We start from the raw sequence: 20169 nt of genomic DNA, 5'->3' as shown, positions 1-20169 counted from the left end.
TCTGTGAGATATAACTGACATTCTCTCACCTCAATTGAAGTTAAAGCATAGGCATCTCCCTTAATAACATATTGAGAGGAAAGAAAATGGTGCATCTTTTAGCAGAATTCATACTAGTAGATTGTATGAAAGGTGGGGAGTAAATATGACAGGGGGAGTTTGGGTGTTGGTGCCACGAAAAAAAGAGCGCCAACCCGGAAGTCGGCACTCAAGCGTACTATTATACGTGCAAGAAAGAATATACTTTGTCTTCTTCAAGCAGGTTTCCTACATAAAACGCACCGAATTCACCGAAACGGGCACTCACTTCGTCAAAACGCATTTCGTAGACAAGCTTCTTGAATTGAAGCGCTTCGTCTGCAAACAAGGTTACGCCCCACTCATAGTCATCAAATCCGACAGAACCTGTGATGACCTGCTTCACTTTTCCGGCATACTGGCGGCCAATCATTCCATGACTGCGCATCATGCGGCGACGGTCTTCCATCGGCAGCATGTACCAGTTGTCTTCCCCGTTGCGGCGCTTGTCCATCGGATAGAAGCAGACATGCTTCGCCTTTGGCAATTCCGGGTATAGTCTCGCAAGGATCTGCGGGTTTTGATAAGGATCTTCGCCCTCAGGAAGATAGTTGCTCAGCTCGACGATGGATACATAGGAATGTACCGGGATCGTATACTGTGCAAGTGTCGTCTTATTGAACTCGTTTTCGATCGCGTTCAATTCTTCCAGAGTCGGACGAAGGAGCATCATCATGAAATCCGCTTTTTGTCCCACGATAGTATAAAGCGCGTGGCTTCCATTTTTATCACGTTGAACATGGTTCCATTTTTCCACAAGTCCAAGGAACTCGTTGATCGCAGTCTGGCGCTCTTCACTTGAAAGCGTCTTCCAAAGTGCCCAGTCAACCGTACGGAAATCATGCAGGCAATACCAGCCGTCTAATGTTTGTGCTGCTTCACTCATCATTATCACTCCTATATAAAATTAAATAGAATTAATATGTATTCCTTCTTACTATAACACAGTTTATCCTTATCTTCTTATTTGTAAAACCCTAAAAATGTGACGGGTTGATGAATAGGAAGCGGTGGGCATGAAACAATAGAAGGGCGAAGATTACAGGATTTTATTAGAAAATAAAGACTTTTTCTTGTAAGCGATAACAAGGGTGGCTAATGGTTGCTTTTCAATTTTGTTGAAGTATCCTTATCTGTAGAAGCTAGTATAAAGCGAATGAAGGAGCGATTTGTGTGAGTGAATTATTTACTACATTAAAAGAAAAAGTGGCAGGAAAAGATATCAAAATCGTATTCCCCGAAGGAAACGATGAGCGTGTCCTGACAGCTGTTGCGCGTTTGGCAGCGGAAAATATGGTTCAGCCGATCGTTGTTGGAGACCTTGATGAGATCAATGGACTTGCAGCAAGCCTCAAACTGACATTGGACGGCGTGGAAATCTACGATCCTAAAACTTACGAGCACATGGACGAGCTTGTGGCATCCTTCGTGGAACGCCGCAAAGGAAAAGCGTCAGAAGAGGATGCACGCAAGATTCTTCTCAGCCCGAACTATTTCGGAACAATGCTAGTACACGTGAACCGTGCACAAGGACTTGTAAGCGGAGCGGCACACTCTACAGCCGATACGGTGCGCCCGGCACTTCAGATCATCAAGACGAAAGAGGGCGTCCGCAAAACTTCAGGCGTGTTCATCATGGTACGCAACGACGAAAAGTACGTATTCGCTGATTGCGCGATCAACATTTCCCCGGACAGCAACGACCTGGCGGAAATCGCGGTTGAAAGTGCGGCAACTGCTAAAATGTTCAACATCGAGCCAAAGGTTGCAATGCTGAGCTTCTCGACAAAAGGATCGGCAAAATCCCCAGAAACCGAACGCGTAGTGGAAGCGGCTCGCCTTGCCGCTGAGCGCGATCCGAACCTTGTGGTGGACGGAGAATTCCAATTCGACGCAGCATTCGTGCCATCCGTTGCAGAAAAGAAAGCACCGGGCTCCATCATCAAAGGGGACGCGAACGTATTCGTATTCCCAAGCCTTGAAGCAGGAAACATCGGCTACAAAATCGCCCAGCGCCTAGGAAACTTCGAAGCGGTAGGCCCGATCCTGCAAGGTTTGAACAAACCGGTGAACGACCTATCCCGCGGATGCAGCGTGGAGGACGTTTACAAGCTTGCACTCATTACAGCCGGGCAGGCAATGAACTGAATCTGACAGTGAAAGGGGAAGTGTGTGCCTGGCGGCGCGCCTTCCTCTTTTTTCATTCTTGTATTATAATGCAAAGGAATAAATTTGAACGTTTAGAGGAGTTACCATTATCATGATAGAACCAACAAATGCGCTCGCCCAGGCGCTGCTCATGCAGCCGGGCTGGCGAATCATCGATCAATCATCATTGGGCGCAAACTTCCATGCACTCCAATCGTTCGCCATGGATGACACGTTATGCACGTCTGTTGGAAAGGGCGAAAGCGGAGCGGTCTGCCGCACGTGGGTCCACCACAACACGATCGTACTCGGCATCCAGGATACAAGACTGCCCCATCTTCAGGAAGGCATCGACTATTTGAACAGCCAGGGGTATGAGGTTATCGTCCGCAACTCAGGCGGATTGGCAGTCGTACTCGACGATGGCGTCCTTAACATTTCGCTTGTATTCCCGGAAGGCGAAAAAGCGATCGATATCAATAGAGGCTATGACGCGATGTTTGAACTGACAAAGGATATGTTCAAGGATCTGACGTCTGAAATAGAAGCTAGGGAGATCATCGGCTCATACTGTCCAGGCAGCTATGACTTGAGCATCGGCGGCAGGAAGTTTGCGGGAATTTCCCAGCGGCGGATCCGGGGCGGCGTGGCCGTCCAGATCTATCTTTGCATCGGTGGCAGCGGGTCGGAGCGGGCTGCAATGATCGGTGAGTTCTATAAGCGTGCACTGCAAGGCGAACAGACCAAATTCGCCTTCCCGACGATCGACCCAAGTGTGATGGCTTCGTTGACCGAGCTGACAGGAGAAAGGTTGACCGTCCAGGACGTGATGCTGCGACTGCTCACATCGCTGAAAGAAATGAGCGGGCAGATTTTTGCGGGCACGCTACAAGGAGCAGAAACAGAACTCTATCACCACTATTACCAACGGATTGTGGAGCGGAATGAGAAGGTGTTGGGGGAATAGTGAGGGTTGAGGGAATCAAAAAGGTGGAATGATACCCTCCCTCGTGGAGAAAGCAAGGGATGAGGGAACCAAAAAGGTGGAATGATACCCTCCCTCGTGGAGAAAGCGAGGAGTGAGGGAATCAAAAAGGTAGAATGATACCCTCACTCGTGGAGAAAGCGAGGGGTGGGGGAATCAAAAGGGCGGAATGATACCCTCACTCAGGGAGAAAGCGAGGGGTGAGGGTATCAAAAAGGCGGAATGATACCCTCATTCGTGGAGAAAGCGAGGAGTGAGGGAATCAAAAAGGTAGAATGATACCCTCACTCGTGGAGAAAGCGAGGGGTGGGGGAATCAAAAAGGTAGAATGATACCCTCACTCGTGGAGAAAGCGAGGGGTGGGGGAATCAAAAGGGCAGAATGATACCCTCACTCGTGGGAATAGCGAGCGGTGAGGGAATCAACACACCAACATACCAAGGGGCCAGACCCCCTTAGCACTTTAAAGCGCTAAGGGGGTCTGGCCACTGATCTTTTTATCTATTCCGCCAGTTTCTCCAAGTTCCCGTTGCGGTCCATCATGAATTTTGATGGTACGCGTTCTTCTTCGTCGAACAGGACGAGCTTGCGTGCTCTGTTCATGATTTTCATCAGTGTTTCGTAATCCTCCTGGACGGTCAGCTGCTCATCCTGAAGCGTTTTGACGCGCTGTTCGAGCTCCTGGGCCTTCCGGGCAAGTTCGGCATTTTCTTTTGCTAGTCTCTCGTTTTCTAGTTTTAGAGCGCTAGTATGAACGTTTGAGTGTTTCATGGTTTGTAAGAAACCGATAACCTGATCGATGGAAAGCGTACCGTTAAAACCGGAATAGACTGGTTGCTTTTGCTGCAGAGGCATTTGCTCGGCTGCAGTTTCCATCTTTGTTTGCACCGGTGCCTGCATGACAGGTTGGGCTAACACTTCAGTCTGCTCAAGCACATATGGGATATCCTCATCCACAATGGACTCAGGTGGGTTGTAAAGAAGCTTCTTCGTAGGCTGGCCAAGTGCGCGCTGCCTTTGCTTGCGCTGTTTTTTCGCTAATTGAAGCGCCTTTTCATAATCATGCCTTACCACTGCGTTCCAGCGGAATCCGCAGGCTGCCGAGGTGCGGTTCAGCTTGTCGCCGACCTCCTCGAATGCGTTAAGCTGTGTGCTGCCTTCCCTTACATGTCGCAAAACCGTTTCGGCTAGTAATAAATCATTCTCCTCGGACCAAGCGTCCTGACGATCTTTCATTGTAATCCAACTCCCTTTTAAGCTTTAGTTCTGTTATTATTTTTGACGAGAAAAAAATATTTATACATATTCATAGAAAAAATTACTAGATTGTTATCTGCCGCCAATTCGAGGCTGATTCTCCGGAAACTCCCTTGCAAAGGGTGGATTTTACATGTAAAATATCATTTGCAAAGCCATGGGGACAGATCCCCAGAAAAGAAAGGGTTGTACCAGCAATGGCGAATGAATTTCGAATATGTGATGATTGCCAGGCAACCAACATCAAAACATTGATTCCGAAGCTGAAAAATGTGGATGAGGAAGCAACGCTGGATGTGGGATGCCAATCTTATTGCGGACCGGGAAGGAAGAAGTCGTTTGCATTTGTGAACAACCGTCCTGTTTCTGCACCAACAGAAGATGAACTGATCGAAAAAATAGTGAAAAAGATCAAAAAATAGAAATCGCCTTCGTATTCGTACAAAGGTGATTTTTTATTCGCCTAAAAGATTCAGATTATCAGTAGAATGACGAAAAAAAGAGTAGGCGGGAATATGTTCGGGTAATACGAGGATAGACCCTCTATTTTGCCTTTTGGCCATCCTTTCTTTGTAAAAAAAATACTATATAATAGAGTCAGGTTTAAAAATATCACACGTAAACGAGGTCAAGAGAATGAGTTATGCAACGGAAAAGCTTAGTGAAGAAAAAGTATTCAAAGATCCGGTCCATCGTTATGTGCATGTTCGTGACCGTGTGATATGGGACTTGATCGGGACAAGGGAGTTCCAGCGCCTGAGAAGGATCCGTCAGCTAGGGACGACATATTTGACGTTTCATGGCGCGGAGCACAGCCGTCTGAACCATTCGCTTGGAGTCTATGAAATCGTACGCCGGATCATTGACGACGGCTTTGACGGAAGGCCGGACTGGCATCCTGAAAACCGCCTATTGTGCCTGTGTGCAGCATTGCTCCATGATCTTGGGCATGGTCCGTTCTCCCATTCCTTTGAAAAAGTGTTCCACCTCGATCATGAGGATTTTACACAAGAGATCATTTTGGGCAAAACCGAGGTGAATGCCGTATTGCGTAATGTCCATAAGGATTTTCCGAAGCATGTAGCCGAAGTGATTGCCAAAACATATAAAAATAAATTAGTAGTAAGCTTGATTTCCAGTCAGATTGATGCCGATCGGATGGATTACCTGCTTCGTGATGCCTATTTTACAGGGGTGAGCTACGGGAACTTCGATATGGAGCGGATCCTGCGCGTCATGAGGCCGAGAGAGGATCAGGTGGTCATCAAGTCGAGCGGGATGCACGCGGTCGAGGATTATATCATGAGCCGCTACCAGATGTACTGGCAGGTCTATTTCCATCCGGTGACAAGAAGTGCGGAGGTTATTTTAACGAAGATCCTTCATCGAGCAAAACAACTGTATGAGGAAAACTATACGTTCAAGCATGATCCGATACATTTTTATTCCCTTTTTCAGGACAAGCTTGAGCTTGAGGATTATATAAAATTGGACGAAGCCGTCATCATGTTTTACTTCCAGGCTTGGGAAGAGGAAGAAGATTCGATAATAAGTGACCTTTGTCGACGATTTATGAACAGGAATTTGTTTAAGTATGTCGAATTTAATCCTAATAAGCAGATGATGGATTTAATGGAACTGATGGGTCTCTTCAAAAAAGCGGGACTCGATCCGGAATATTACCTTGTAGTCGATTCCTCCTCCGACCTGCCGTACGACTTTTACCGTCCTGGTGAAGAGGAAGAAAGATTGCCGATCCATCTGTTGAAGCCAAACGGGGACATCCGGGAGCTTTCCAGGGAATCGGAGATAGTAGAAGCGATTTCCGGCAAAAGAAGAACCGACCATAAGCTTTATTTTCCACAGGACATACTAGAGGACCAGACGTCAAAACGCGCGATAAAGAAAAAAATCAGAGAGATATTAGGAATATAGGCTACGGATACACGTTAGGAGATGAAGGGTTTGTTGATCGATCACGCAAAATTAATGAAGGTCTTTGCTACGGCCGGGGAAGTCATCGGGAGAAAAAAGCTGCAAAAGATGGTGTACATAGCCAAAAAGCTGAACTACCCATTCTATGAAAAATACAATTTCCATTTCTATGGACCATATTCCGAAGAGGTGACCTTAAGAGTGGAAGAGCTCTGCAACCTGGGCTTTTTGCACGAACTGAAGGAAAACAAAGGCGGCTACTCGCAGTACCGTTACTCCCTCACGGATACGGGATCGGAATTCCTCAAGCACTACGACCTGGAGATGCCGCATCTCGGCGAGTGCATGACCGCCATGAACGAACAGAGCTCACGCTTCCTTGAGCTCGTTTCAACGGTGCTTTACTTTGAGAATCTGCCAAAAGAAGAAGTGCAGGAAAAGGTGTTCACGTTAAAGAGCAAGCAGCGTTACACCGAGCAGGAAGTGGACGAGGCATACGAATATATCGAAAAGCTGCGAGCGCAGTTGCTGAGCTAGACCCGTAGATATGGGTCTGGCTTTTTATTTGCTGAAGCTTTGTTTTGGTGTGCGGATTTTGTCACTGATTGTCGAGCGGATCGATAATGCTTCGTAATGGACCGATAATGTGGGAAAACGGATCGATAACGGAACCGAACGGATCGATTACGCAAAGAAACGGATCGATAAGTGTGAGTTTCCGACCGATAAACTGAATCAGCTAAAAAAATCTCACTCAATTCTCCACCAATGTGGATTATTTTTCCTTAACCCGCTTAATCCCCGACACAAAAGGGAATGGTATAAGAAAAAAGTACGGATAAAAGGGGATACTTTAGCGATGGATAAGTGGACATTGAAGGCGAGAGAGAGCATATGGTTTGTTCCGAGCATATACAGCATAGCAAGCATCATATTGACCATCATAGTGATTTTGATTGATACAGTGTTTGCAGATTCGGTGCAGAATGCCCTGCCAAAGGTACTGTTTACGAGTGTGGACCTAGGAACGACGATACTGAGCTCCATCTCGACGGCAATCCTGACGATGACGACGATTTCGTTTTCCACGATCATGGTTGTGCTGACGACATACTCCTCACAGTTCTCCCCGCGTACCCTGCAGGACTTTATGACGGAAAGCAGTACAGTCAGGGTGCTCGGCGTTTTCGTTGGAGCGTTCATCTATACTGTGCTTTCGCTTCTATTCATGAAGGACTGGCTCGACGACCAGCGCGTATTGGCTGCTGGGGTCGGCATCATCCTTGCCATCATCTGTGTCGGCTACTTTGTGTTCTTCATTCATCACGTTTCCAGGTCAATCCGGGTAAGCATGCTGATCGAACGGCTGATGAAGGAAGGGATGGAGACTGCCGAAAAGAAGAAGACGCTGATAGAAGAGGGGAAACTGGTCCTTTCGGAAAAGCAGAACTTCGACTATATCGAGAAATTGGAATGGATGGCAGAAGCTACAGGCTACATCCAGCTCTTAGACACTGAAGGACTGGCTGAAAAAGCGAAGGAGCACGACCTGTTCATTCATTACCACAAGCGGATCGGTGATTTTGTGACAGACAAAAGTGTCATCGGAGAAGTTTATTTTCTTAAAGAAAAAAAGGAAACCATCGATATCAATCCATATCTGGAAATCGGACCTGAGAGGACACCGCTTCAGGACGGGGAGTTTGCCCTGCAGAAGCTTGCAGAAGTGGCATTGCGGGCCATCTCGCCAGGAATCAATGATCCAAACACCGCAAACAACTGTATCCGGTATATGAGCCGGCTCTTGATCGAATTTGGCGAAATCGATTCAGACTTGCTGCTCTTCTTGGATGAGGATCACAAGCAGCGCATCTTCCTGCCGCAGCGGACCTTTGAAGAGATTCTGTATACGGCATTCTACCAGCTCAGGATCTACGGACAGGCTGATATCTCGGTGATCCTGACCATCCTGGAATGCCTGATCCTTACAGCAGAAGGAAGCAGCAAACCGATCAGACGGAAAATCAACAGCATGTATGATTTTTTAGTCAACAGCATCAAGGAAGGGCAGTTCGAGCCGTTGGATATTGTGAAAATCGAGGAGAAGAAGGCGTGTTTGAATGAACTTCTTCGGTAGCGGGGGAATCGATGCTGCCCCACGCACCGTATTAGCGTGGTTTCGCCCGCAAAACAGGATTTGCGCCCGATAATGCGCGGTTTTCGCCCGCAAAATTAAATTTGCGCCCGGTAGTGCGTGTTTATCGCCCGCAAAAAAAAATTTGCGCCCGATTCCCATTTTCACCCCATTCCATCATCAAAAAAGGTGTCCCGAACACCAACCAACGGGACACCTTTCACAATATTTTATTGATCGCTCAAGCGCTTCCCGCCAACCGCGTAATGACCTTTTGTCATCTCTTCAATGAACACAACGATTTTATCCTCCGGTGCGCCGGTTGTCTCGCTGACAGCGGTCGTCACTTTTTCCACCAATGCCTTCTTCTGTTCCTCTGTACGGCCCTCAAGCATTTTCACTGTTACGTATGGCATGTGAATGACACTCCTTTAAGTTTTAGGCTTTTTCGCATATGTTGTTGCATTGACGTATTCAGCTTACCCCCGCAAGATGAACTACTGTCGTGCTCTTTTCCTGTAGGATAGGATTTTTCTAACTAAATAATGTGTAATTATAGCTATAAAAAATCCAAAAGCCGATTTTTTACAGACAAAAGCAACAAACTTTATGAAAAGAGCTTATTTCGACTAATATTTTCTATCCTTACATAAATTATTGTATACTTATTAGAAAAGCGCAAGCGAAGAAATCGCGTAGAAAAGGGGAAAAGGGTTGGATAGTTTTTTTGGACTGAATCTGGAGTTGATTCCATATTTGGCGATCACGCTGATTATAGCGTTTACGCTGCATGAATATGCCCATGCCTTTGTGGCTTATAAATTTGGGGACCCGACAGCGAAAAATCAGGGAAGGCTAACCTTGGCGCCGCATGTGCATCTGGACCCGATCGGGACGATACTGATATTCATTGCAGGCTTCGGATGGGCAAAGCCGGTCCCGGTCAACAGGTTCTATTTCAAGAATCCGAGATTGGCGGGGATACTCGTTTCGCTTGCCGGACCGCTCAGCAATCTATTGCTTGCGTGCCTCGCGTATTTGCTGTTCTTTCTACTTGTGAGCCTGGGGTTGCTCCAAGGACTGCCGATCTCCATCCTGGAAAAAATAGAGCTCTTCGTCGACGTTTTCACAAGGTTGAACGTGCTTCTTTTCATTTTTAATCTCCTGCCGTTTCCGCCATTGGACGGATACAGGATCCTTGAAGATTTGGCACCGGCCGATTTGAGGGTGAAAATGACAAGACTGGAGCCATTCGGCATCATCATCTTTTTAGTATTGATTTTTACAGACCTTGGTGACTATACCATCAATCCGCTGCTGTATGACGTTGTCCCGAGTATACAAGGAACAATCATGCAGTGGTTTGCTAGCATATTCTTACGTTAAGGGGGAACCATCATGGACCAGGAAAAGAAAAAGAAACCGATTGGATTTAATATCATAAAAAATGACCCGACAGACGGCCATGGAGGCTTTGGTGTTGGTGCACTAAGCCTTGATAATGTATCACCGGTATTCGTTGACGTGGAGGGTGGCGAGGCGTTTGTCGATATCGGCGCCATGCACGCACGAAGCACGGTGGAACGCGGCATCAAGTTTTTGCCGAATAAGGAAGATGTACCGAACGGAAAGCCGTTTTGGCTTGTCTGGGTGACGATTGACCGCAAGCAGGAGGGACCGTACTATGCCGGTGTGACAGCCTGCGAAATGACCGTCGACCGTGAGATCCGAAGAGGCTACAAATCCTTGCCGGAGCATGTGAACAGAATGGACAAATCGATGAAGCGCCATATCATCGTCGAACATATGGACGACAAGTCTAAAACTATTCTGCAAAAATATCTCATCGGACATGACAGCGGAATGTGGGAGCGTGCGTCCGACGATTTGAAAAACCAGTTAAAAGTCAACACCATCTGAAAAATAAAGTTGTGACATTTTTTTGAACGTTCGGCTATACCCACTTGAGTTATTACCGCAAAAAAAGTAAACTAAGTCTACATGTGTATAGAGCACATGGAAAGCTAGGACACCTAAAACCCCCGAGAGGCATCTCGGGGGTTTTAACTTTTTATTCATCTACATCCAAGGTACAAGCTTCTTCCACCATTTTTCCTTCTTCTCTGGAGCTGTCGTATCAGGCGGTGCCTGCTCCTGCTCGGTACCCTCCGCTTCTTTAGTACAATACTCCGTCGGTTCAGATCCTTTTACATAATACGTCATCCGCGAAACCGGGCAGTCCTCTGAAGCCAGCAGTCCGCTTTGCGGGTTAACCTTCACACTGACTACATTATCGGTCGGCTGGAACGCCACCACCGATTTATTTTTCAGGGCATTTTCCATGAATCCTGCCCAGATTTCCTTCGCATAGCGCTTTTCCGTCCATAGGGTGATGTTCTGGTCCTTATCGTAACCCGTCCAGACGGCACTCACCAGCTGCGGCGTATAGCCGATCATCCAGCTGTCCGTTTCCGTCGAGCCCGATTTACCTGCATAGGGGCGGGTCAGCTTATCCTTGATGGCATTCCCTGTCACTGCCATATAGCCATTCAGGGCCGTATCGAACATCCCTGTCATCATATGGTTCAGCACGAACGTGACATCCTTATCCAATACCTGCTTTGCCTTGGCATCGCGCTCATAGAGGACCTCGCCCTTGTAGTTGACCACCTTTTCGATAAAAACTGGCTGGACCTCTTTTCCGCCATTGGCAAACGTGCTGTAGGCATTTGCCATATCAAGCACCCGGACAGGCGAAGTCCCAAGTGCGAGGGAAGGGACCGCCTTTACATTCGATTCGATGCCCATCTTTTTCGCCTGTTTGACCAGTTCGCTTTTTCCCAGGAGCAGATGGGTCTTCACTGCATACACATTATCCGAAAGCGGCAGTGCCTGCATCATCGTCAAGGTGTCATTGGCATAGTAATGGTTGAAATTATGCGGCGTATAAGTGGACCGCCCTTCATCGACCTGGAATGTCGTCCGCTCGCTGCGGAACCCGGTCGATGGCGTAAAGCCCTTTTCCAGCGCACGATAATAAAGGAGCGGCTTAAATGTGGAGCCAGGCTGCCTTTCCGCCTGGGTCACCCTGTTATACGGGCTTTCCTCATAATCCCGTCCACCGACAAGTGCCAGCACTTTTCCGGACTTTGGCTCCATCGCGACAAAACCGACCTGCATCGTGGAGTTCGGATCGAAAGTGGCTGTGATCTGTTCCTCCGCAATTTCCTGCATCTTCGGGTCAAGCGTCGTATAGATATGAAGCCCGCCGTCCTCGAGTTCTTTTTCCAGCTTCAGATCATGACGGATCACGGACCTGACTGCATCCTGAAAATATGGAGCCATGAATTCCTTCGGCAGATGCTCGCGATCTCCATATACTAGCGGCTCAGCAAGGACAGCCTCGGCCTCGGCGCGTGTGATGTCCTTATTTTCGACCATCGAATCAAGCACCGTCTTCTGTCTTGCCAAAGCCCGTTCACTATCTGTAAAAGGGGAATACACCCCTGGACCCTTGGGAATCCCTGCAAGCATGCTGGCCTCGGCCAAGTTCAGGTCCGCTGCCGGCTTGCCAAAATAATAATAGGAGGCTGACTCGATTCCGTACGCACCATGCCCGTAATAGATCGTATTCAAATAGCCTTCAAGGATCTCTTCCTTTGAATAATTGGCCTCGATCCGGATTGTATAGAGTGCCTCATTCAATTTTCGGTTCCATGTCTTTTCATGCTCCAAGAAAAGATTGCGGGCATACTGTTGCGAGATCGTGCTCGCCCCTTGGACCTTTGCCATCGCCTTGATGTCAGCAAGGAGCGCACCGGCAATCCGTTTCGGGTCAAACCCATGATGGCTGAAAAAGCGGCGATCCTCCACCGCAACCGTGGCGTCGATCAGATGAGGGGAGATATCGGCAAGCGAAACCCAATATCGTTTCTCCCCGCTATGTGCCTCCCCGATGATCGAGCCGTCCTTGCTATAGAAAATCGAAGACTGGGACACAGATAGAGGAGGTGCCCCCTTGGACTTCGCATAAATGATGACACTTCCTATTAAAACCATCAACGAGATTGCTAGGATTGAAAAAATAAAAATAAAGGCACGAACATACTTCAAAACCCGCTGCAACCGGTCATCTGTCATCAATTCCATTTCAGAAATTCCCCCTTTCCGTGAGAGTCCTAGTCCTGCATCATTACTACTCAGTATGAAAACCTTTCCCGCGTTTTAAACATTTTCAAAAAAAAATAAATTTTAACTTGAATTTTTGCTAGATTCATCTATACTTTTTTCTTGTTGTATAAAATTAAATTAAGCTCTTTTCATTAACATTATTTGATGTGGCAAAAAAGTAAAAAATCGGCTTTTGGATTTTTTACAGCCTATCCCCATTCAAAATAATAGGAAAGACTTGATCTACAGGAAAAGAGCACGATGAAGCGCTTGGTTCGAGGATTTCCTATATACGTAAAAACAGCGAAGAGTACGAAAACACCTATAAATCATGTTTGCTTTTTTTTAGGTTAGGGAACGATAAAAGCGAAGTTTATTCGATATAGCACGAGTATTTTGGACAGATTAAAAAACGGAAGGGAATGTTGTACAAATGGAATTATGGTACACAGAATATCAAACTAAAAACTTTGGGATCACAACGAAGATCAAACGCACTTTACATACAGAGCAAACGGAGTTCCAAAAGCTTGACATGGTAGAAACCGAGGAGTTCGGAAACATGCTTATCCTTGATGGCATGGTCATGACTACGCAAAAGGACGAGTTCGTCTATCACGAAATGGTGGCACACGTACCACTTTTCACACATCCAAACCCTGAGAACGTGTTGGTAGTAGGCGGCGGGGACGGAGGCGTAATCCGTGAAGTATTGAAGCACCCAAGCGTGAAAAAAGCGACACTTGTGGAAATCGACGGAAAAGTGATCGAGTACTCCAAGCAGTACCTGCCTGAGATCGCTGGCATGCTTGACGATGCCCGCGTGGAAGTGAAAGTCGGCGACGGCTTCATGCACATCGCTGAAAGCGAAAACGAGTATGACGTAATCATGGTAGACTCCACTGAGCCTGTCGGACCTGCAGTCAACCTATTCACAAAAGGCTTCTACGCTGGGATCTCCAAAGCGCTGAAAGAAGACGGTGTATTCGTTGCACAGACAGACAACCCATGGTTCACGCCTGAACTGATCACAAACGTACAACGCGACGTACGCGAGATCTTCCCGATCACCCGCCTCTACATCGCAAACATCCCAACATACCCAAGCGGAATGTGGACATTCACAATCGGATCCAAAAAGCACGACCCATTGGAAGTAAAAGAAGACCGCTTCCACGACATGGACACAAAATACTACACAAAAGAACTTCACAAAGCAGCATTCGCCCTGCCGAAGTTCGTTGGTGATTTAATCAAGTAACGCAGTGAAGAGGGGCCTGACCCGCTCCGCGGTGATGCGTCGAAGTTATAGAGAATGAAAGAGGGGCCTGACCCTCGGCGCTTTAAAGCGCTAAGGGTCAGGCCCCTTCTTCAAAGGAGGAAATTATGATGCGTTTTGATGAAGCTTATTCTGGTAATGTGTTTATTAAGAGTCATCCGACTTTCGAGGACAGCCAGGCTGTGATTTATGGCATGCCGATGGACTGGACGGTTAGCTACCGACCTGGGTCCCGTTTTGGCCCATCCCGCATCCGTGAGGTATCCATCGGGCTTGAGGAGTACAGCCCGTATCTGGACCGCGAATTGGAAGAAGTGAAATATTTTGATGCAGGGGATATCCCATTGCCATTCGGTAACCCGCAAAAAAGCATCGAAATGATCGAGGAGTATATCGACTCCCTTTTAGAGAAAGACAAGTTCCCGCTTGGAATGGGTGGAGAGCATCTTGTTTCATGGCCTGTCATCAAGGCGATGTACAAGAAATACCCGGATCTTGCCATCATCCACATGGATGCGCACACCGACCTTCGTGACGACTACGAAGGCGAGCCTCTATCACATTCCACGCCGATCAAGAAGGCTGCAAACCTGATCGGACCGACGAATGTCTATTCTTTCGGAATTCGTTCCGGAATGAAAGAGGAATTCAAATGGGCGAAGGAAGTGGGCATGCACATCTCTAAATTCGAGGTGCTTGAGCCGCTGAAAGAAATCCTGCCAACATTGGCTGGCCGCCCTGTATATGTGACGATCGACATCGATGTGCTCGATCCTGCGCACGCACCTGGTACCGGGACAGTCGATTGCGGGGGCATCACATCCCGTGAGCTTCTGGCTTCCATCCACGAAATCGCACGTTCGAAAGTGAACGTCGTTGGAGCGGACCTGGTGGAAGTGGCACCAATTTATGATACATCCGAACAAACTGCAAACACAGCAAGCAAGCTCATTCGTGAAATGATCCTTGGCTGGGTGAAATAAAGTTGTTGCCCTGTCTGCTGACCGGTTGGTTGGTGGATGGGGCTTTTGCATGTCATTCGCGCCAGAGATCAGCTTCAAGTCCCAGAACCTCATTTTCTCCCTAAACAGGCCACCCCGCTATTGAACTTGCTCCACTACTTGTTTTATACTATGAAGGTTATAGAAAAGTAAAAGCGCCGCGAAAAGCGTTAATCATAAAGGATGTGTCTGGATTGCTGGACAATCAGAACAGTGCCAAGATGCCTATCCGGGTGAAGTTCAAGTCGGAAATTCTTCAAGATGAAGAACGGCAGGTTATGGCGTATGAGACAAATGGTCAATACTACCTTAAAGGTGAAACTGAATATATCGTTTTTTCCGAGGATCAAGGGAACGGGAAAAAGCTGGATGTCATTTATAAATTATCCGATCAAGAGGTTTGGGTGAGCCGTTCAGGCAACGGAGTGAAAATGAAACAGACCTTTCGTGCAGGTGAACTGACAGCCGGGCTGTATGACAGTGAATTTGGTATTTTCCATTTGGAGACAGATACCGAGAAGGTTGTAAGGATGCAGGATCCTGTGAAAAATCGTGGCTCCATACAGCTGCAATACCAGCTGAAGGTACAAGGGCAAGAGACAGGTCAATATTTCATCACCATCCATTACGAGGAGGAACAAACGACATGAATATAGTAGAACAAGTCCAGGAACGTTTAAAAACTGAAATTAAAGATGCCGTGATCAAGGCAGGCTTGGCGACAGAGGAGGAGATCCCGGATGTGGTGCTAGAAACACCGAAGGATAAAGCAAATGGTGACTATTCCACCAACATGGCGATGCAACTGGCACGTGTCGCGAAGAAGGCGCCACGCATGATCGCGGAGGAGCTTGTGAAAAATTTTGACCAATCCAAGGCGAGCATCGAAAAAATCGATATCGCAGGACCTGGTTTCATCAACTTTTACATGAACAATTCCTATCTGACGGACCTGATTCCGACGATACTCGAGCAAGGCTCCGATTACGGTAGATCGAATGTCGGAAACGGCGAAAAGATCAATGTCGAGTTCGTATCAGCGAATCCTACAGGCGACCTTCACTTGGGGCATGCCCGTGGAGCGGCAGTTGGGGATTCCCTTTGCAACGTATTGGACAAGGCTGGCTATGATGTCACAAGAGAATATTACATTAACGACGCCGGAAACCAGATCAACAATCTTGCGTTGTCTGTAGAGGCGCGTTACTTCCAGGCGCTTGGCCAGGATGTGGCGATGCCTGAGGACGGCTACCACGGAAAGGATATCATCGGCATCGGACAGGCGATTGCAGATGAGTTCGGCGACCGCTTTGTTCATGAATCAGAAGAAGACCGCCGCAGCTTTTTCCGTGAATACGGCTTGAAATATGAGATGAAAAAATTACAGCAGGATCTTGAGGAATTCCGTGTCCGTTTCGACGTATGGTATTCCGAGACTTCCCTATACAATAACGGCAAAATCGATGAAGCGTTGGCGACACTGCGTGAAAAAGGCCATATCTATGAAGAGGACGGCGCGACCTGGTTCGGATCCATGGAATTCGGCGATGACAAAAACCGTGTATTGATCAAAAATGACGGTTCTTACACTTACTTGACGCCGGATATCGCGTACCATCAGGACAAGCTGAAGCGCGGCCATGATAAGCTGATCAACATCTGGGGTGCCGACCACCATGGCTATATCCCACGTATGAAGGCGGCAATCGAGGCGCTTGGCTACGGGAAGGACGCCCTGGAAGTGGAAATCATCCAATTGGTTCACCTTTTCCAAAACGGCGAAAAAATGAAGATGAGCAAGCGTACAGGTAAAGCCGTGACGATGCGTGACCTGATGGAGGAAGTGGGCCTTGATGCGGTTCGTTACTTCTTCGCAATGCGCTCTGGCGATACACATCTGGACTTCGATATGGACCTGGCAGTTTCCCAGTCCAATGAAAACCCGGTATTCTACGCGCAGTATGCACATGCCCGTATCTGCAGCATGCTTCGCCAAGGGGAAGAGCTTGGATTAAGCTTAGAAGGACCGTATGCATTGGAAAATATCAATTCCGAAAAAGAGATCGACCTTTTGAAAAAGCTGGGTGACTACCCGCAAGCGGTGGCAGAAGCGGCACAAAAACGCATCCCGCACCGTATCACGAACTATGTTTTCGAGCTATCCTCCGCGCTGCACAGCTTCTACAATGCAGAAAAAGTATTGGATGCAGAAAATATGGAAAAATCCAAAGCGCGCCTCGGCCTGATGAAAGCCGTTCAAATCACGCTGAAGGACGCACTAAGCCTGATCGGTGTATCCGCTCCGGAAAAAATGTAATAGAAATTACAAGAAAAGGCTCACTACCATTATGAGTAGTGAACCTTTTTTTGGTGAAAAATAATGAAATAAATAACTGAAAACAAAAGGAGTTTTTCATCTATGAAAGAAAGCATCCTGGCACTCTTAACCGGCATGGTCGTAGGGTTCGTATTCGCCCTCTTCCGCCTGCCCATCCCCGCACCACCAGTATTCTCCGGCATCATCGGAATCGTCGGCATCTACCTAGGCTACAAACTATTCTCCTGGATCGCACCAATGTTCCAGAGCACAGGCAGTTGAGGTTGAAGTTGAAGTTGACATAACAACAGGGGTCTGGCCCCATTTGGGTAAAACATCCAAATGGGGCCAGACCCTTTTTGCTATTAAAAGTAGTTTGTTTGGGTAACTCTGCTGTAACTTACAGTCATAACGAGCTAAATGTCGAGGAGACGGCACGAAAGCAAGCGAATCGCACCGTCCCACCGAGCAAATGGCCTAAGTGACGGTACGAAAACAAGCGAATCGTACCGTTCTACGGAGCAAATCACCGAATGGACGGCATCGCCCCCAGCTGCTTCACAATCTACCACTCCACAGTCGCCCCGCCGATCCGCTTCACCCCGCGGATCGCCGCTACGTCCTCAACAAGCTGGAGGGCGGCTTCGTCCTTGCGCTTGGCCTCGATCATGAAGTCGACATCCTGACCAAGTCCGACGACGACCTTCAAAAACTCCGTCAAGAACTGCAAGTCCACATAGTCCGCGTGATGGCGCAGCTTTTTCTCCGAGATGGGGGAGGAGATATGGACCTTCGGGATAATGCCAATCCCGCGCCATGTTTCGTAGACCCTCGGCAAAAGCTCCTCCCAGGATACAGCGCTTGGGTTCGCATATTCGTGGTGATAGTCGAAAGCAAGCGGTATGCCGAGCTTTTCGCACAGCACCAGCGTTTCCTCCGTCGTGTAGGTCTTATCATCATTTTCCAATGTCATCCGCTTAAAAACGTGCTCCGGAAGCTGCTTGATATTTTCATAAAAGCGCTCCAATGCAGCCTCCTTATTTCCGTAGGCGCCTCCGACATGGATGTTGATCGTCCCGCTGTCCGCAAGGCCCATTGCCTCAAGCATTTCATAATGATACACCATATCCACCACAGCATTCTCGGTAATATGTGGCTTGTCGCTTGTAAAGAGCGTGAACTGGTTAGGATGGAAGCTAGTGCGCATGCCATAGCGCTTCACCAGGTCGCCGATTTCCTTGAACTCAGCCCCGAACTCCGAAACGAAATCCCATTTGACCTTGGGATGTGTCGCAAGCGGCACGATGGAGGAGGAGAAACGGAATACCTTGATCTCGTTTGCGATGCAGAGATGTATGGTGCGCAGGGTGCTCGCAAGGTTTTGACGGGTCACCTCCAGCAGTTTGGCGCGCCCGTCCTCAGGCGACATCTGCTTATAGCGCGTATAGGTCAATGTCTTGCCGGGGGAGGCGTCCCAAAGGTTCCATGATTGTGATACAAAGCCAAAGCGTATTCGCAATGGGATTCACCTCTTTCTTATTTTCCTGACTTACAATTACAGCAAAGGAGAAACAAGCTTTGCAAGCTGTTCCCTTCCTTTATCCAGAATGGACCGCTCACTGATGTATTCTAGCGTCAGCTTCTCGGAATTATGGATGTCCTTTTGGATTTCAGGGATGGTTGCCTTTACGAACTCTGGGTCATATATCAGGCAATTGATTTCATTATTTAAAAAGAGACTGCGTTTGTCAAAATTGGCTGTGCCGATATCGCACATTTCCTCGTCGATGACCATCACCTTGGCATGATAAAAGCCAATATAGAAACGGTAAACCTCGGCACCTGCCTCCAGAAGGGATGGGAAATATAGAAAGGCCGCATCCCTGACAAGTGCGTGATCCGCTTTATCGGGCAGGAGGATGGTTACCTTGACACCGCGCCGAAGCGCCGCCATCAGCTCGTTATAAAGCCGCTCATCCGGAATGAAATAAGGCGTGCAGATGATCACGGACCGCTGTGCCTTCTGAAGCAGCTTAAGGAAAGTTTCCTTCAGGGCTTCGCCGTTTGTCGGGACGAATTGATGTAAGCTTTTTCCCGCTTCCAACGGAGGATAGTAGGCCGATGATTCCGAGCGCGGTTTCGAGGTGCAATCATCCCAATTCTCGAAAAACTGCGTTTGAAGATCCTGCACTCCTTCTCCCTTAAGCTTCAGATGGTAATCGCGCCACACACCGAACTCAGGGTCCTGGCCGAGATATTCCTTTCCGATGTTAAATCCACCGACATAGCCGATCTTCCCATCCACAACAGTGATTTTGCGATGGTTTCGTTGGTTGATGCTGAAAAAGATGAAGGGGAATGAAGGCTTGCGGCAGTATTCGACCTCGATTCCATGGGAACGAAGCTCATTCACCTGTTTTCTTTTCAACTTATGGGAGCCAAGGTAATCCACGAGCAGGCGGACCTCGACCCCCTCATCCGCCTTGCTTTTTAAGATGGTGAAGAATTCCTCGCTGACATGATCCCCGTTTACGAGGTAAAAGAGGGAATGGATGTGATGTTTGGCATCCTTCATTTCTGCAAAAAGGTCCTCATACAGCTTGTTGCCGTCGGAATAGAGGTGAAAGTCGCTCCTTCTTTTCGGGAACTCGAGCCTAGTGACCTTCTTAAGATGCATCTTTCGTCCCAGCTGAAAATCAATGACGATCCAAATAAGAATAAGTAGTATTGCTAAACCGATATATAATGCGATAGTCATGTTTACCCCTCCGTCATCCGACTGTTTCTAGTTTCTACCGAACGGCCCTGACTTATCCTTTTTACAGGTCCTTATGCCCAGGTTGGGCCAAAGATACTAAAGCCGTC

At 47.8% G+C, this 20169-nt stretch carries 19 protein-coding genes; 13 read left to right on the top strand and 6 right to left on the bottom strand.

Features of this window, described 5'->3' with window-relative positions; all coding sequences use genetic code 11:
* Positions 1-220: 220 nt before the first annotated feature.
* Positions 221-964 (bottom strand): hydrogen peroxide-dependent heme synthase, encoded by a 744-nt coding sequence (gene hemQ, locus JOC95_RS02630; RefSeq protein ID WP_204413111.1) that lies wholly within the window; start codon positions 962-964, stop codon positions 221-223.
* Between the two features lie 287 nt (positions 965-1251).
* On the opposite strand from hemQ, the gene pta reads away from it, so the two are divergent.
* The gene (gene pta, locus JOC95_RS02625; protein WP_204413109.1) at positions 1252-2226 is read left to right on the top strand and encodes a phosphate acetyltransferase; all 975 of its coding nucleotides are present in this window, start codon (positions 1252-1254) and stop codon (positions 2224-2226) included.
* A 112-nt stretch (positions 2227-2338) separates the two neighbouring features.
* Positions 2339-3193, top strand: a complete 855-nt coding sequence (gene lipL / locus JOC95_RS02620) for an octanoyl-[GcvH]:protein N-octanoyltransferase (protein ID WP_204413107.1) — start codon at positions 2339-2341, stop codon at positions 3191-3193.
* A gap of 519 nt (positions 3194-3712) precedes the next feature.
* On the opposite strand, the gene JOC95_RS02615 is transcribed toward lipL, so the two are convergent.
* On the bottom strand, positions 3713-4447 hold the full coding sequence (locus JOC95_RS02615) for an RsfA family transcriptional regulator (protein ID WP_204413105.1): 735 nt from the start codon (positions 4445-4447) through the stop codon (positions 3713-3715).
* A 218-nt stretch (positions 4448-4665) separates the two neighbouring features.
* On the opposite strand from JOC95_RS02615, the gene JOC95_RS02610 reads away from it, so the two are divergent.
* The 4 genes from JOC95_RS02610 (at position 4666) to JOC95_RS02595 (ending at position 8540) form a co-directional block, all read left to right on the top strand.
* Positions 4666-4890 carry a YuzB family protein gene (locus JOC95_RS02610; RefSeq protein WP_204413103.1) on the top strand — a complete coding sequence of 75 codons (225 nt, stop codon included), beginning with the start codon at positions 4666-4668 and terminating at the stop codon, positions 4888-4890.
* 214 nt (positions 4891-5104) lie between these two features.
* The gene (locus tag JOC95_RS02605) at positions 5105-6403 is read left to right on the top strand and encodes an HD domain-containing protein (RefSeq protein WP_204413101.1); all 1299 of its coding nucleotides are present in this window, start codon (positions 5105-5107) and stop codon (positions 6401-6403) included.
* A gap of 30 nt (positions 6404-6433) precedes the next feature.
* Positions 6434-6940, top strand: a complete 507-nt coding sequence (locus tag JOC95_RS02600; RefSeq protein WP_204413100.1) for a YwgA family protein — start codon at positions 6434-6436, stop codon at positions 6938-6940.
* A 322-nt stretch (positions 6941-7262) separates the two neighbouring features.
* Positions 7263-8540, top strand: coding sequence for a DUF2254 domain-containing protein (locus JOC95_RS02595; protein WP_204413099.1), 1278 nt, complete (start codon positions 7263-7265; stop codon positions 8538-8540).
* 227 nt (positions 8541-8767) lie between these two features.
* Here JOC95_RS02595 and JOC95_RS02590 read toward each other — a convergent pair whose 3' ends face one another.
* Positions 8768-8953, bottom strand: coding sequence for a 2-hydroxymuconate tautomerase (locus tag JOC95_RS02590; protein WP_204413097.1), 186 nt, complete (start codon positions 8951-8953; stop codon positions 8768-8770).
* 298 nt (positions 8954-9251) lie between these two features.
* On the opposite strand from JOC95_RS02590, the gene JOC95_RS02585 reads away from it, so the two are divergent.
* Positions 9252-9923, top strand: a complete 672-nt coding sequence (locus tag JOC95_RS02585; protein ID WP_204413095.1) for a site-2 protease family protein — start codon at positions 9252-9254, stop codon at positions 9921-9923.
* A gap of 12 nt (positions 9924-9935) precedes the next feature.
* Positions 9936-10457, top strand: coding sequence for a YwhD family protein (locus JOC95_RS02580; protein WP_204413093.1), 522 nt, complete (start codon positions 9936-9938; stop codon positions 10455-10457).
* 159 nt (positions 10458-10616) lie between these two features.
* On the opposite strand, the gene JOC95_RS02575 is transcribed toward JOC95_RS02580, so the two are convergent.
* Positions 10617-12686, bottom strand: a complete 2070-nt coding sequence (locus tag JOC95_RS02575) for a transglycosylase domain-containing protein (protein ID WP_204413092.1) — start codon at positions 12684-12686, stop codon at positions 10617-10619.
* A gap of 454 nt (positions 12687-13140) precedes the next feature.
* On the opposite strand from JOC95_RS02575, the gene speE reads away from it, so the two are divergent.
* The 5 genes from speE to JOC95_RS02550 all read left to right on the top strand — a co-directional run bounded on the left by speE (position 13141) and on the right by JOC95_RS02550 (position 17586).
* The gene (speE, locus tag JOC95_RS02570; protein WP_204413091.1) at positions 13141-13968 is read left to right on the top strand and encodes a spermidine synthase; all 828 of its coding nucleotides are present in this window, start codon (positions 13141-13143) and stop codon (positions 13966-13968) included.
* Between the two features lie 128 nt (positions 13969-14096).
* A complete protein-coding gene (gene speB, locus JOC95_RS02565; protein ID WP_204413440.1) occupies positions 14097-14969 on the top strand; it encodes an agmatinase in 873 nt (290 codons plus the stop codon).
* A gap of 212 nt (positions 14970-15181) precedes the next feature.
* Positions 15182-15637, top strand: a complete 456-nt coding sequence (locus JOC95_RS02560) for a YwiB family protein (protein ID WP_204413090.1) — start codon at positions 15182-15184, stop codon at positions 15635-15637.
* Positions 15634-17304 (top strand): arginine--tRNA ligase, encoded by a 1671-nt coding sequence (gene argS, locus JOC95_RS02555; RefSeq protein ID WP_204413089.1) that lies wholly within the window; start codon positions 15634-15636, stop codon positions 17302-17304. The genes JOC95_RS02560 and argS overlap by 4 nt, the downstream gene beginning before the upstream one ends.
* A 102-nt stretch (positions 17305-17406) precedes the next feature.
* Positions 17407-17586: a XapX domain-containing protein gene (locus JOC95_RS02550; RefSeq protein WP_204413088.1), complete on the top strand. Its 180-nt coding sequence runs from the start codon at positions 17407-17409 to the stop codon at positions 17584-17586.
* 283 nt (positions 17587-17869) lie between these two features.
* Here JOC95_RS02550 and uvsE read toward each other — a convergent pair whose 3' ends face one another.
* Both uvsE and cls read right to left on the bottom strand, forming a co-directional pair.
* Entirely contained in the window at positions 17870-18823 is a 954-nt protein-coding gene (uvsE, locus tag JOC95_RS02545) for a UV DNA damage repair endonuclease UvsE (RefSeq protein WP_204413087.1), read from the bottom strand.
* A gap of 36 nt (positions 18824-18859) precedes the next feature.
* On the bottom strand, positions 18860-20062 hold the full coding sequence (cls, locus tag JOC95_RS02540) for a cardiolipin synthase (RefSeq protein WP_204413085.1): 1203 nt from the start codon (positions 20060-20062) through the stop codon (positions 18860-18862).
* Positions 20063-20169: the final 107 nt, after the last annotated feature.

The organism is Sutcliffiella tianshenii, from assembly GCF_016908565.1.
GTDB lineage: Bacteria > Bacillota > Bacilli > Bacillales > Bacillaceae_I > Sutcliffiella_A > Sutcliffiella_A tianshenii.
This window is presented reverse-complemented; position numbering and strand designations above follow the sequence as displayed.